This is a genomic window from Mesorhizobium sp. LSJC285A00, assembly GCF_000503155.1.
In the GTDB taxonomy this organism is placed as follows: Bacteria; Pseudomonadota; Alphaproteobacteria; order Rhizobiales; family Rhizobiaceae; genus Mesorhizobium.
The window spans coordinates 38,791-52,006 of sequence record NZ_AYVK01000015.1 but is presented as its reverse complement, the minus strand read 5'-3'; the positions used below and the strand labels follow the sequence as shown (position 1 = coordinate 52,006).

At 61.9% G+C, this 13,216-nt stretch carries 17 protein-coding genes; 8 read left to right on the top strand and 9 right to left on the bottom strand.

Translation table 11 applies throughout. The features are described from left to right. The first annotated feature begins 40 nt into the window (after positions 1–40). Positions 41–1,687, top strand: a complete 1,647-nt coding sequence (locus X726_RS154065) for a CHASE domain-containing protein (RefSeq protein WP_023670103.1) — start codon at positions 41–43, stop codon at positions 1,685–1,687. A 39-nt stretch (positions 1,688–1,726) separates the two neighbouring features. Here the strand turns inward: X726_RS154065 and X726_RS154070 are convergent, their stop codons facing one another. From X726_RS154070 to X726_RS154095, 6 genes are all read right to left on the bottom strand, one after another. Beyond that, positions 1,727–1,969, bottom strand: coding sequence for a YMGG-like glycine zipper-containing protein (locus tag X726_RS154070; RefSeq protein ID WP_023670102.1), 243 nt, complete (start codon positions 1,967–1,969; stop codon positions 1,727–1,729). An 83-nt stretch (positions 1,970–2,052) separates the two neighbouring features. After that, the gene (locus X726_RS154075) at positions 2,053–2,379 is read right to left on the bottom strand and encodes a hypothetical protein (RefSeq protein WP_023670101.1); all 327 of its coding nucleotides are present in this window, start codon (positions 2,377–2,379) and stop codon (positions 2,053–2,055) included. Between the two features lie 142 nt (positions 2,380–2,521). Beyond that, complete coding sequence (locus tag X726_RS1000000171105; RefSeq protein ID WP_023670100.1) at positions 2,522–2,698, bottom strand: hypothetical protein; 177 nt, start codon at positions 2,696–2,698, stop codon at positions 2,522–2,524. 129 nt (positions 2,699–2,827) lie between these two features. Next, on the bottom strand, positions 2,828–3,862 hold the full coding sequence (locus tag X726_RS154085; protein WP_023670099.1) for a PAS domain-containing sensor histidine kinase: 1,035 nt from the start codon (positions 3,860–3,862) through the stop codon (positions 2,828–2,830). 163 nt (positions 3,863–4,025) lie between these two features. Further along, a complete protein-coding gene (locus tag X726_RS1000000168930; protein WP_023670098.1) occupies positions 4,026–4,193 on the bottom strand; it encodes a DUF1328 domain-containing protein in 168 nt (55 codons plus the stop codon). A gap of 220 nt (positions 4,194–4,413) precedes the next feature. Next, entirely contained in the window at positions 4,414–5,208 is a 795-nt protein-coding gene (locus X726_RS154095; RefSeq protein ID WP_023670097.1) for a response regulator, read from the bottom strand. 212 nt (positions 5,209–5,420) lie between these two features. Between X726_RS154095 and X726_RS154100 the strand changes: the two genes are divergently transcribed. Beyond that, on the top strand, positions 5,421–5,624 hold the full coding sequence (locus tag X726_RS154100; protein WP_023670096.1) for a NepR family anti-sigma factor: 204 nt from the start codon (positions 5,421–5,423) through the stop codon (positions 5,622–5,624). 3 nt (positions 5,625–5,627) lie between these two features. Beyond that, on the top strand, positions 5,628–6,179 hold the full coding sequence (locus X726_RS154105) for a sigma-70 family RNA polymerase sigma factor (RefSeq protein ID WP_023670095.1): 552 nt from the start codon (positions 5,628–5,630) through the stop codon (positions 6,177–6,179). A 55-nt stretch (positions 6,180–6,234) separates the two neighbouring features. Here X726_RS154105 and X726_RS154110 read toward each other — a convergent pair whose 3' ends face one another. After that, the gene (locus X726_RS154110) at positions 6,235–6,552 is read right to left on the bottom strand and encodes a response regulator (protein ID WP_050485906.1); all 318 of its coding nucleotides are present in this window, start codon (positions 6,550–6,552) and stop codon (positions 6,235–6,237) included. Between the two features lie 339 nt (positions 6,553–6,891). Between X726_RS154110 and X726_RS154115 the strand changes: the two genes are divergently transcribed. The 3 genes from X726_RS154115 to X726_RS154125 all read left to right on the top strand — a co-directional run bounded on the left by X726_RS154115 (position 6,892) and on the right by X726_RS154125 (position 8,577). Next, the gene (locus X726_RS154115) at positions 6,892–7,653 is read left to right on the top strand and encodes a Crp/Fnr family transcriptional regulator (RefSeq protein ID WP_023670093.1); all 762 of its coding nucleotides are present in this window, start codon (positions 6,892–6,894) and stop codon (positions 7,651–7,653) included. 124 nt (positions 7,654–7,777) lie between these two features. Continuing rightward, complete coding sequence (locus X726_RS154120; RefSeq protein WP_023670092.1) at positions 7,778–8,104, top strand: DUF883 family protein; 327 nt, start codon at positions 7,778–7,780, stop codon at positions 8,102–8,104. Between the two features lie 11 nt (positions 8,105–8,115). Next, a complete protein-coding gene (locus tag X726_RS154125) occupies positions 8,116–8,577 on the top strand; it encodes a hypothetical protein (RefSeq protein WP_023670091.1) in 462 nt (153 codons plus the stop codon). A 163-nt stretch (positions 8,578–8,740) separates the two neighbouring features. On the opposite strand, the gene X726_RS154130 is transcribed toward X726_RS154125, so the two are convergent. Next, positions 8,741–10,273, bottom strand: a complete 1,533-nt coding sequence (locus tag X726_RS154130) for an HWE histidine kinase domain-containing protein (RefSeq protein ID WP_023670090.1) — start codon at positions 10,271–10,273, stop codon at positions 8,741–8,743. 154 nt (positions 10,274–10,427) lie between these two features. Between X726_RS154130 and X726_RS154135 the strand changes: the two genes are divergently transcribed. Further along, positions 10,428–10,655: a hypothetical protein gene (locus X726_RS154135; protein ID WP_023670089.1), complete on the top strand. Its 228-nt coding sequence runs from the start codon at positions 10,428–10,430 to the stop codon at positions 10,653–10,655. Between the two features lie 26 nt (positions 10,656–10,681). On the opposite strand, the gene X726_RS154140 is transcribed toward X726_RS154135, so the two are convergent. Next, complete coding sequence (locus X726_RS154140) at positions 10,682–11,602, bottom strand: diacylglycerol kinase family protein (protein ID WP_023670088.1); 921 nt, start codon at positions 11,600–11,602, stop codon at positions 10,682–10,684. Positions 11,603–11,860: 258 nt separating this feature from the next. Here X726_RS154140 and X726_RS154145 point away from each other — a divergent pair, with 258 nt between their 5' ends. Beyond that, complete coding sequence (locus X726_RS154145) at positions 11,861–13,165, top strand: PRC-barrel domain-containing protein (protein ID WP_023670087.1); 1,305 nt, start codon at positions 11,861–11,863, stop codon at positions 13,163–13,165. Positions 13,166–13,216: the final 51 nt, after the last annotated feature.

The window sequence follows — 13,216 nt, the reverse complement described above, 5'->3', positions numbered from 1 at the left end:
GACTTGCCCATAAAGGTCCCGAACCGTCCATGGGCCTGCGTTGAAGAAGTTTTTCCCGATCCTTGCCTTCATTGCCGTTGCACTGATCAGCCTGACGATGGCGGGCTTCGCCTATTTCGCGACCCAGGAAGCGGCGCGCATCAAGTTCGAGGCGACGGCCGACGACGCGCTCAACCGCATCGAAAGCCGTATCGATCTGCATCTGTCACTGCTGCGCTCGACGCAGGCGCTGTTCGACGCCCGCAATGGCGAGATTTCAGGTAGCGAATTCAAGGCCTTCTTCAGCGCCCTCGATGTCGATAACAATTTCGCCGGCCTGCGCGGCATCGGCTATCTCAGGCTGGCCAAGACCGGTGACGAAGCGGCGGTCGAGCGCGACATGTTGCGCGACCGCGGCGCCGCCCACACGGTCTATCCGGACACGACACAGCCATGGCGCACGCCCGTCGTGCTGTTCGAGCCGCTCGACCCTGCCAACGAATCCACCATCGGCTACGACATGTTCACCGAGCCGGTGCGGCGCGAGGCGATCGAAAAAGCGATGGCCGATGACGCACAGCACGCAAGCGGTCTGGTCCAGCTCGGCCAGGACACTGGCGCGGCGCAGACCTTTACCGGTTTCCTGGTCTTCGTCAGGCTCAATGTCGAAACCGCGCCGGATGGTATCAATGCGTCCAGATCATCGACATCAGGCCTTCTCTACGCGGCCTTCCGCGCCCGCGACCTGTTCCAGACCGCGCTCAGCCGCACGCCTTTGCTGCCGGTCAACACCGCGGTCTATGACGGCACGGCCGACGCCGACAATCTTCTGTTCCAGTCGGAAACGCCGCCGGTTGCGAGCTTTGGCGACAGGCTGTTGGTGACGCGCAAGATCATCGTCGCCGGTCGGCCGTGGACGGTGCTGTTCCGGCCGACAAGTGCATTTTCGCAACCGTCCTCGCGCGCCATTCCGGTCATGCTCGGGCTGTTCGGCCTGCTTCTGGCCGGGGCCATCGCGTTGGTGGCGCGCTACCAGGAGCGCGCCTACGACGCCAAGTCGCTGCTGCATGAAACGACGGAAAAAAGCCTGCTCGAAAAGGATTTGATGCTGCAGGAGATGAAGCATCGGATCAAGAATTCGATCACGCGGGTGCTGGCGATTGCGCGCCAGACGGCAGCGCAAGCAACCGACGTGAAGGAGTTCTCAACTTCCTTCTCAGCCCGCCTGCAGGCAATGGCGGCTTCCCAGGATATGCTGACGCGTTCGCGCTGGCAGAAGGCCGATCTTGGCGACCTGCTGCGCATCGAGCTCGGCCAGGTGTTCGGCAAGGAGCTTCCGGAAGGGATATTGTCAGGGCCTCAGGTGCTGCTCGACGAGAGGACGACGCAGGCGCTTGGCCTGACCTTTCACGAACTGGCGACGAATGCGCTGAAATATGGCGAGGCCGGCAATTCCGTGGGTGCGCTCAAGGTCGACTGGTCGTTCGAGGGGCGCGGGTCCGAGCGGATGCTGGTTCTGAACTGGCGCGAGGCCGGGCAGAAGGAACTCGAAGCGCCGGCGAAGACCGGCTTCGGCACCAAGCTGATCGACCTCAATGTCACGCGCGAATTGCGCGGCACGATTGCCCGAGATTTTCGCATCGATGGGCTTACGGTGGAAATCAGGATCCCGCAGCCTGATGCAGTCAAACAAACGGAGACCGGCTGACCGGTCTCCGTCGCGATTGTCTGACGCTTTTGAAGCGGATCAGCAGCGAGCGGTGTAGAGCCGGCCGCGATTGTCGCGATACTGGCAATAGCCGTTGCGCAGGTTGCGCACCAGCAGGCCGGAACCGGCGCCAACGGCTGCGCCGATCAGCGCACCCTTGCCGCCGCCGATCAGTCCGCCGGCCAAAGCACCGACACCGGCGCCGACACCGACATCCTGCTCGGTCGTGCTGCAGCCGCTGACGGCGACCACCGCAACCATGGCAATAATCAATTTCCGCATAGAATCTCTCCTCACTTTTGTCCTCACTTTAGTAAGCTCCAGCCGCTATTTAGCACGAAACAGCAGCCTTTGCCCGCTCGATCTTATTGTTGGCTAAGAGAGTCTTTTTCGCGGCGCGTGGCGTTCGACGCGACCACGACACTGGAAATCTGCAAAGACGCGTCGAGGGTGCCGTCCGGGCGCACGTTCCAGACGATCTGGTCGTAATCATCCTCCAGCGCGGGGTCGACCGTAAGACATTTGGCAACGACGTGCTCGGCCTGACCCTGCACGTCGCCGGCAGCGAATGGACGTTCTGCCGTGCATGCTTCGGCGGTTTCGAAAACACTGACCGGCACCGGCAGTTCACGACATTCGGTCATGTTGTTCGAACAGCCAATTACCAAAAGCAAAGCGGCGATGTGTTCCACGGCGATACGTCCTCTCGCCATAAGAACGGTCCACAGCCGTCAAAGTTCCTGTGCCGAAAGGGGCGTTAATAATTGGTCGGCTACGAGCTGGACAGCTTCTGAGCCAGGCTGCTTGGGAGCAGCGTGAACCTGAGCATCTGGCTCAGGCCAATTGCGACGCCACGATCAGCACAACAGCGGCGACGAGCGCGACAGCGGCGACGCGAAGCAAGGGATGCCAGGCGTGCTGCAAAGGCGAGGCTGAAGCGTCAGGATCCTGAAAGCCGCTCATGGACACCCGGGCGGCCTGCTCCAGCCTGTTCATATCGGCAACCGTCATGATCATTCCTCCCATACTCGCGTTGCAGGCTGCGGCCGAAACATCGGTTGAATCGGTCAAGATCCAGCAATCTCTGGGAACCACAGCATCGGATTTTATGGTGAACAGCCGGTTAAGGAATCCCGCCGCTCATTCGGTTTCGAAATTGCCGTGCGGAACGACGAGGCGATATTCGAGGCGGTCACTGGTGATCTCCAGCGTCGCCGTGCCGTTCAGCGATGCCGGCACGACACGTTCGAGGGCAACGCTGCCGAAGCGTTTCTCGGTGCGCCTGTTATCATTGGCGACAATGGCCTCGACCCAGGTCAGCGACAAAGCCGGCTTGTCTGCGGCCTCTGCGACGTTCGACAGATCGGCGGTTACCTCGACAAAGCCGTCCGGCCGCGCCAGGGCGCCGTAGCTGAATGAATTGACGGCGAGTTCGTGCATTGCCAGTCCAATATGAATGGCCGCGTTGGGATTGAGGTAGGGGTTGACGCCATTGAAGCGCAGGCTCTGCGCGGGATCGGCGCCGTAGCGAACGACCTGGCCGCGGATAAGCTCGCGAAGTGCTGCACCCCGCCAGTTCGACGACGTTACCAGATCCTGGGAGGAAGCCAGTGACTGCAGGCGGCCGCGAAAGCGCTTCAGGAAATCGTCGGGTGTCTCGGAATAGCGGCCGGTCTGGGTGGCAATACTCTGGATGATGGCCAACAGGTTCTTGGAGCGGTGGCTGACTTCGCGCAACAGCGTCTTCAGCGTCTGTTCGCGGCGTTTCTGCTCGGTGGTTTCCACCATCGTGGTGACGACGCCCTGAACGTCGCCGCGATGGCCCCGATCGGCATCGACCCATACCTGGAACCAGCGCATGCCATCACCGGTGGGAACACTCAGTTCAAGGCGTTCCGGATTGCCGGAAGCGATCACATTGCTTTTGGCGGCGGCGATTTGCTCAGCTTGCGCCGGTGGCAACGCGCCGTTGCTGTCGGCTGTGTCGGAAACCCACGGCGCACGCATGTTGCGGGCCCATACAGTCTTCAATTCACGATCCTGATAGAGGACGGAAATGCCGGCATTGTGCAGAGCGTGAAGCAAGGCCCGGCCAAGCTGCATTCCGCTTTCAGCCGGGTGCAGTGCGATCACCTCGTCGCCCTGTCCGCTCTCGCCTCCGCCAATGGAACGCATCAATCACCTGTCCACCTGATCAGGACCGAACGATTCACTTGGACTCAGTTCCTGAGTAGGTCCCCAGAAAAGGTCCGCCGGACGATGTCCCGTTGGAGGACATCGCCCGGCGGTGGCTGGAAACCGTTTGAGGGGTGCGGCTTCCAGTGTTCTTCGCCCGCTCCTACGATGCCCGTCTGAACAGGCCGGCCAGAAGCGAGATGACGAGGAAGGCGAGAAAGATGAAGAACAATATTTGCGCGATACCGGCCGAGGTACCGGCGATGCCGCCGAAACCAAGCGCGCCGGCGATGATCGCCACGACGAGAAATACGAGCGCCCAGTAGAGCATGATCTGTCTCCTTCCGATACTGGATCAAGAACGTGAGTGATTGCTGTTTGTTCCACCATTTGCCGAAAAAGAAGGTCTTTGGAAGAGGCCCGGACGCGAATTGATTCGCGCGCGTGAGCGCGATACGGCGCGACGGGCAGCCGCCGATCGCCGGGTTAGGCGATCGCCAGTGCCGCCAACGCTGCGAGGCGGCGAAAAGTTGGAGATTGAAGGCCCTACTTCACGCGGCGGCCTTGGCCTGCCGGTCGAAGAACAGCGCTTGGCTGATCAGCGCCTTGACCATGTCGGGATTGAACGGCTTGGTGACGAGGAAGGCCGGTTCAGGCCGCTCGCCGGTCAGCAGACGTTCGGGGAAGGCGGTGATGAAGATTACCGGCACCGAAGTCGACGACAGGATTTCGTTGACCGCATCGATACCCGAGCTGCCATCGGCAAGCTGAATGTCGGCCAGCACCATCTTCGGCCTTGTCTTGCCGAACATCGCCACCGCCTCGGTATGGGTGCGCGCGGTTCCGACCACGTGGTGGCCGAGGCTCTCGACCATTTCCTCGATGTCCATGGCGATCAGCGGCTCGTCCTCGATGATCAGCACATCGGTCGCCACCTGGCGAGAGATCTCGTTGCTCGCCTGGGCAAGCAGTTCGGAGAATTCCTTGGCGTCGACATCGAGAATTTCAGCTGCCTCGTCTTCACCGAAGCCTTCGACCGCGACCAGCAGGAAAGCCTGGCGTGGCCGTGGCGCAATGGCGTTCAGATTGGCGGCGGCGCGCTGCTCCCATGCCGATTGTGCCTGCTCCTGCGGAACGCGGATGGCAATGGAGGTGAACAGTTTGGCGAATACCTTGTAGAGCGCGATGCGGTCGCTTGACGCTTGCGGGAAGATGTCGACGTCGGCGATGATGGCTTCGAGCATCGCGGCTACCAGCGCATCGCCACTCTCCTGCGATCCGGATACGGCGCGTGAAAAGCGGCGCAGGAACGGCAGGTGCGGAGCGATGGTTGCGGAAAGGCTCATGGTAGACGTCTCCCTCAGATGACGTGATTGCATAGAGTGCAGGTCAAGCTGATTGCAAGCCCCAACACCCAAACGCGGGTTTTGCGAAAAAGTTCCGAGACTTGTGGAACGAAACCGTACGGGCGACGTTTGTGGTGCGATGGGCAACCAGACGAGGGGGCCGCTTTGCGTTGTGTAATGGGGCGGCTCGGGGCGCTGGATTTAAGGGCGAAATGAAGGACATGAATAAAGAAACGCTGGCTGGCGCCGCTGACAGGCGCCGGGCCAATTCCGGCGACCCGCTCGGGGCGAATTCGGAAATCGGCCGCAAACTCAAACAATATTATGACGAGCTGGTCTCGGACAATGTGCCGGATCGCTTTGCCCAGTTGCTCAGCCAATTGGAAAAGGCCGAACCTGCACAGAAGAAGGACTGAGGCATGGCAGCTGTCTCACAAGGGTTCAAGACCGACCTGCTCGGCTCGATCCCGAGCCTGCGGGCCTTTGCCGTGTCGCTGACGCAGAATGCCGACAAGGCCGACGATCTGGTGCAGGAGACGCTGGTCAAGGCTTGGGACAAGCATGAGAGCTTTCAGCCCGGCACCAATCTCAAGGCATGGCTGTTCACCATCCTGCGCAACGAGTTCTATTCCCAGATGCGCAAGCGCGGCCGCGAGGTGCAGGACAGCGACGGCATCATGACGGCCAGGCTTGCCGTTCATCCGGCTCAGCACGGCCAGCTTGACCTCAAGGATTTTCGCGGCGCGCTCGAGCAACTCCCCGAGGACCAGCGCGAAGCCATCATCCTCATCGGCGCTTCAGGCTTTTCCTATGAAGAGGCCGCCGAAATCTGCGGCTGTGCGGTCGGAACGATCAAAAGCCGGGTCAGCCGGGCCCGCACGCGGTTGCAGGAGATCCTGAAAATCTCCGGTGAAGACGAATACGGGCCGGACGCAATCTCGTCCCAGGTGACGGGTTCAAACGCTGCCTGACGGCGGAGGCCCGTTTGCGGGCCTGGGCTCTTTACACATACGCATCGAAGATATCTCAGACTGGCGCGCGGCCGCAGGCCGCCGCCAGAGCCTCGACGAGATCGGTCCCCGAATAAGGCTTGGTGACCAGGCGGATGCCGGGAAAAGACCCTTTGATCTCATCGGGGTCCGAATAGCCGGAGGCAAAGACAAACGGCAGGCCCGATTGGCGCAGCCGCGCGGCGAAATCGAGTGTGGACGTTCCGCCCAGCATGAGGTCCACGATAGCGGCGTCGAACTCGCCAACGACCTTCTGCTCATCGATCTCGGCCAGAGCGCGGGCAATCACTACGTCGTTCGCGCCATGGTCGCGGCAAAGCTGCTCGACATCCATGGCGATCAGGAATTCATCCTCCAAGACAAGAATTCGCAATCCCTCAAGCAATGGCGGCACTTGGCAATCTCTCCTCAATTCTTGCAGCATCGGGTACAGTGACTCCAGTCAACCGCATCGCGGACCTTGGGGGATCGGTCAGGCCTTAATCCGAAAAGTTCGCCCACCGGCTCTACTCCACAAGCGAGCTTCGAATTCGCCTCAGTGGAGTGTAGCGAGTCATGATCGCTATTTGCTATCCTGTCATTTAAAAAAGACATGCCATCGGCAGCGGAACCGCGGCCTTGCAAAGGCGTAGCACTCAGTCTCTGGCAAGAGACTTTCGAAAGAGGGATCGAAATGTCTGGCCAGAATGGTCGTTCGTTTTCCAGCCGTCAGTACCCATGCGAGATCTGCCCGCTTCGGCCATTGCCGGTGTTCCGGGAATTCGAGAAGCAGGAGCTTGCCTATGTCAGCATGTTCAAGAAGGGCGAACTGGCCGTCGACAAGGGCGCCACAGTGCTGGTCGAAGGCAGCCAAAGTGCTCATCTCTACACCGTGCTTTCGGGCTGGGCCTTCCGCTACAAACTATTGTCGGACGGCAGGCGCCAGATCCTGAACTACTCCATGCCCGGCGATCTTATCGGGCTGCAGGGCAGCCTGATGGGCGAAATGCAGCACTCGGTCGAGGCGCTGTCGCCCATGCTGTTGTGCGTCTTCGAGCGTGAAAACCTGCACGAGCTCTACCGCAACCATCCGGGCCTTGCTTACGACATTACCTGGCTGGCGTCGCGCGAGGAGCGCATGCTGGACGAGAACCTGCTCAGCGTCGGTCGGCGCACGGCGGTCGAGCGCACCGCCTATCTCATTGCCTTCATCGCCAGCCGCGCGGCGGCAGTCGGGCTCAACGGCAAGGCGCCGGTGCAAATCCCGATTACCCAGCAGCATGTCGCCGATACGCTCGGCCTGTCGCTGGTCCACACCAACAAGACGATCCGCAAGCTCATCGATCGCAAGCTGATCGCCTGGCGCGACGGCGGTTGCGAAGTGATCGACGGGGAGGGGCTGAAGGATCTCGCGCGCTGGGAGGGCCTAAGCGAAGGCCGTCGGCCACTGATCTGACAGGCAGGCCTCCATCTGGGGCTGGACTCGCACTTGCAAACACCCTTTCATGGATACGGTCTCCGATTTCGGAACCATGACGTGTGTCGGGCGTTTGAAGCCAAGCAAACGCAAGGAGTTTAGAATGGCAACTGCCGCAGGAAAAACCGCCAACGAAAGTCAGACGAACGCCGACCTGGAAGCCGACATTCGGCAGTTGAAGGCGGATATCGAAAAGTTGACCAAGCAATTGGCCAAGACCGGCGAACATGGTTACGGCACGGCGCGGCGCGCTGCTGCCGAAGGCGTCGACCAGTTGCGCGCGCAGGGCGAAGCCGTCTTCGACAGCCTGCGTGGCAACGCCAAGGATCTTGAGGCCCAGATCACGGCCAATGTGCGCGAGAAGCCGGTCACTTCACTGGCGATCGCGGCCGGCGTCGGCTTCCTGTTTGCGCTTCTTGCCCGGCGCTAGTTTCGACAGAGATGGGCATGCTGGCACCGCTTATCTCGGCCTTGGCCTCGGGTGAAGCCATTGCCGCCATGCGCCGCGCGCGCACGGCGGCAATCGTCTACGGGCTCGCCGCCGTGGCTGCCCTGTGCGGCCTCGGGTTTCTCCTGGGGGCGGCCTACATCTGGGCGGCTGACCGTTATGGCTCGATGGCCGCCTGTCTTGGCTTCGCCGCTGGTTTCCTGGTACTGGCCGGGCTTATCGTGCTCATTCATCAACTTGCGGCTGGAACGCATGCACGCCGACGTGCGCGAAGGCGCAATGCCGACCTGAAGGCGCTCGGTATCACCGCGGCGCTTGCCGTGCTGCCGGCCTTGCTCAAGGGGAAAGGCGGGAAGGGCGTCATTCTCGGCCCGATGATCGCGCTCGCGGCCTATGCCATCTACCGCGAGAACGTCAAGCCGGATCCGGGCGATCCAGACAGCGAAGCCGACTAAAGCGCGTCGCGCTGATACGCTGTTCCCGGGAAAACCGCTTCGCACTTCTGGAATCGCTTTTAATGCATGTCGCCCAGAAGTGTGCCGCGGTTCTGGGACAACGACATGCATCAAAACAAAGACTTAAAGCGCGTCGTATGAATCCGTTTCAGCGTGACGCGCTTTAGGCCGGCAGATCTTCAAGCGGCATCGATATTTCGGCGAACACGCCTTCGCTGCGGAATTCGTGGGTCACTTCGCTCGACAAAACCTTGGCGAGGCTGCGGCGGATCAGGATAGAGCCGAAGCCCTGGCGTTCCGGCGGGTCGACTTTCGGCCCGCCGCTTTCGCTCCAGGTCAGCACAAGGCGGCGCGCGCCTTTCTTGCCCGCCGCCTTCCAGTCGACATCGACCTTCCCCGAGCCAACCGACAGCGATCCGTATTGCAGCGCGTTGCTGGCCAGTTCGTGCATGATCAAACCGAGCCCCACCGCCTGGTCGGGCGAAAGCAGCAGATCCGGACCGGAGATCACGATGCGCGGCCGTTCTGCCGAATCGAACGGCTTGACCTCGATCTGCATCAGTTCGCGAATACCGATGCCGCGCCATTCGCGATCCGACAGCAGGTTATGGGCAGCGCCCAGCGCCTGCAGCCTGGCGCCGAAGGCTTCCAGGAATTCGCTTGGGCGGCGAGCGTGGCGAACGGTCTGCGTCGCCAGCGCCTGCACCGTCGCCAGCGTGTTCTTGACCCGATGGTTGAGCTCGCGCAGCAGCAGCCTTTGCCGGTCCTCGCCGAGCTTGCGTTCCGAGATGTCGTAGTTGACGCCAAAGATCAGCGTCGGCTTGCCTTCGCCGTCGCGCTCGATGACGCGGCCGCGGGTGACTATCCAGCGCGGCGGATCGAAGCCTTTGACCCGGTATTCGCCGAAATAGTCGTCGCTGCCGGTCAGGGCATCGCGAAAGCGCGTCTCGGTCTGGTAGACGTCGCGCGGGTCGATGGCGGCCAAAATGTCGCGCGCCCGCAGCCGGTTCGAACGCGGCAGGTTGAACAGCTCCGACAAACGCACGTCGCATTCGATCATGTCGGTGCGGATATCCCAGGCCCAACTGGCGAGCGAGGCGGCATCGAGCGCTATGGCTCGGCGCTTTTCCTCCTGCGCCAAAGCAGCCGTGGCAATGGCGCCGCTGCGGGTGGCGTCCTTGAGGGTAAACAGGCTGGCGGCGAGGCTGGCCAGCGATTTCAAATGATCGAGCGCGGCAGCGGACGGAAGTTCATGCGGCTCCCGGTCGAGTACGCACACCGTACCGACGCGCGCGCCGGCGACCACCATCGGCGCGCCGACATAAAAGCGGACATGGTGTTCGCCGGTGACCAGCGGGTTGCGGGAGAAGCGAGGGTCGATGCTGGCATCCGGCACCACCATGGGCTCGTCGCCGGCGGCAATGGTATGGGCGCAGAACGATATGTCGGTCGCGGTTTCGGTCTCGTTGAAGCCGACACAGGATTTGAACCACTGTCGTTCGGTGTCGAGCAGCGTGACGAGCGCGATCGGCGCCCGCATCACGGCGGCGGCAAGGCCGGTGATGCGATCGAAGTCGGGATCGGAGTCGGTGTCGATCGCGTCAAGCCCGTGCAGTACGGCAAGCCGCTCCGGCGCCGCCACGGCGCGGCGGACCTCAACCGGCAAACCAGCCTGCTTCGCCACCTTGCTATCCACCAAGCCCCCTCGCTTGCAGGCCCCACCCGCGGTGGCGCGCATCTTGCGCGGCCGTCGCGCGCCGGAACTTTTGTAGCAAGCAATCGTTACCCCACCATGTTTCGCCGGCGATGGTTTCATCGACCATGCCGGTTGCACGACAGGAACGCCGCCAATGACCAAGATCGCCCCTGAAAACAAAGCCCGTCAGGGGCGCTGGGGTTGGCACGGCCTGCGCATATTGGTCGCCGCGTTGCTCCTGGCTTTTATTGCTTGGGGAGCGGCCGAGATTTATGGCCAAAAGATAGATCCAGATACCCCTGAAAGCCAAGGGCAGCCCACCGGCCAGACCGCGCCGGCCAACCAGAGCTCGCCAGCCGGCGAGGGGCAGTCGGGCGGCTAGGGTTTTCCGCGTCATTCGTAATCGCATCAGGCGGCCTTCGCCTGGGCGGCTTGCGCCGGAACCAGGACGTTCAGTGCGCCAGGGTGGATCTGGATTGTCGTTTCGCGCTCCAGCTTGACCAGTTCGCCGTCGATGACGGCGCCGAATTTCTTGCTCCCGGTATGGATCTTCACGATTGCCTTGTCGGCCTGATGAGTTTCGACATGATCGCTGTCGCGCCACCTGCCTCGAGCCATGTCGAAGAGCGCCCTGACCAGCTCGCCACGCTGCCGCGCCACGGTGACATAGATGCCGAGCACGCCGCCGGCAGGATTGTCGGCATAAGGCAGATGGCCTTCGCCAAACAGATTGTTGGAAATGCCGATGCCGCTGATGCGGGTCACGATCTCGGCTTCGCCGACCGTCAATGTCACCTTCATGGCGGGAGGATTGTTGATCGTCGTCCAAGCGGCCTTGGCCGAAGCGCGAATCTTTCCCAAGCGCGAGGCGAATTCCATATTGTCGCGCAGCTTCACCATCCTGGCGTGCAGGCCGATCGAGAACTGATGCACGAACGGCCGGCCATTCGCGCTCGCGATATCGACCGCCATGATCTCGCCGTCGGCAAAGGACTTCAGCGCGCCATCGATGGTCTGCGGAATTCCAAGGCCGCGGGCGAACAGGTTCATTGTTCCCGCAGGCAGGACGGCCAGCGCCTTCTTGCCATTCATCAGCCGCCCCGCGGCGGCCGAAATGGTGCCGTCGCCGCCACCGGCCAGCACGACGTCGATGTCGCGCCGCGCGGCGACCTTGTCGAGCGCCGCGACAATCTCCTTGCCGGCGACGATGTCGATCTCGATGGAGTGACCAGCCGCCTCGAGCGTCTGGCGCATCCGGTCGGTTAGCGCTGAAAGATCGGTGGTCCGCAAGGTGCCGCCGTCCCGGTTCAGCACCGCTGCAAATCGCATGCCCCACTCCGTATTCTTTTTAGCGGCCGGAATGCCAGCCGCAGGCTGAAACGGGCAAGCTTGGCAAAGGTTCCATCGGCCGGGCGGGAATGTCGGGCGATTCCGCGGACTTGCCCAGGGTATTTCGATGCTGCCGTTTTTTCGGAACAAGCGCCTTGTCACAACGTTGTGATCCCATTGGAGGCGCCGCCTTCGGTCTCCCGGCAAGTGGTTTGCCGATTGCGGCGCGCACGAGATCACGCAAGAGGAGACTTAATCATGATCCGCACACTGTTCGCGACGACCGCACTCGCAACGCTGATCGCTACCGGTGCGTTTGCGCAGTCAACGACGACCCCGGCGACGACCCCAGCGCCGGCTGAAGCCCCTGCCACCATCGCGCCGGCGCCGCAACAGGCCGACGGCGCGCTGATGACCAATATCATCGGCGAGTCGGTGTACAATGGCACTGGCGACGATGCCCAGAAGATCGGTGACGTCAGCGACGTCGTCCTCGATGAAAACGGCCAGGCGAAATCCGCCATTATCGGCGTTGGCGGCTTCCTCGGCATAGGCAGCAAGAACGTCGCCTTTGACTACGGCAAGTTGCAATGGGTCGAGAGGAATGGTGACCGCTGGCTCGTCGCCGAGACAACGAAAGAAGCGTTGACGGCGCTGCCCGACTTCGACCGCAAGCCTTACGATCCGGCCTCGGCGCCTGCTTCCACGGCGCAGAACGACCCGCAGAAGCCGGTTGATCTCAACGCCGCGCCGTCAGAACCGGCGGTGAAACGCGCTGACGGCAATCTCGCAACCAACATCATCGGCGAGAATGTCTACAATGGCACTGGCGACGATGCCCAGAATATCGGCGACGTCAACGACATCGTGCTGACCAAGGATGGCAAGGCGCAGTCGCTGGTGATCGGCGTCGGCGGCTTCCTCGGCATGGGTGAAAAGAATGTCACCTATGATTTCGCCAAGGCGCGGTGGGCCGAAAAGAACGGCGATCGCTGGCTGGTGGCGCAGACGACCAAGGAGGAACTGCAGGCGCAGCCTGATTTCGACCGGAAGCCCTATGATCCGGCGCCCGTGACGACAACCTCCGACGCGACGCAGCCGACTGCTCCGGCTGCCCCGACGGCCGTTGCACCGGCTGACAATGCTCAGCCAGCGGACAAGACCGCGGAAGCTCCGGCCGGGACAAAGGCTACCGATCCGACGCAAACGGCAGCGATCGACAAGTCCACATTGACCGAAATGCCGGTCGGTAACATCAGAGGCGACGACCTGAAGGGCACCACCGTCTATGGCGCCAACGACGCCAAGGTCGGCGAGATCGGCGACGTCGTGCTCACGCCCGACAGCAAGCCGGATGCCGTCATCATCGATGTCGGCGGCTTTCTAGGCATCGGCGCCAAGGAGGTCGCGGTCGGCATGGACAAGCTCAAATTCATGACCGACAAGGACGGCAACAAATATCTCTACACCAACTTCACCAAGGAGCAGCTGCAGGCGCAGGCCGCCTATGACAAGGGCAGCTATGCTGAGAAGCGCGACCAGCAGCGGATGATGGTACAGTAAGGGAATAGGCAGTAGGGATTAGGCAGTAGGCGAAAAACCAAGCGACTAGGC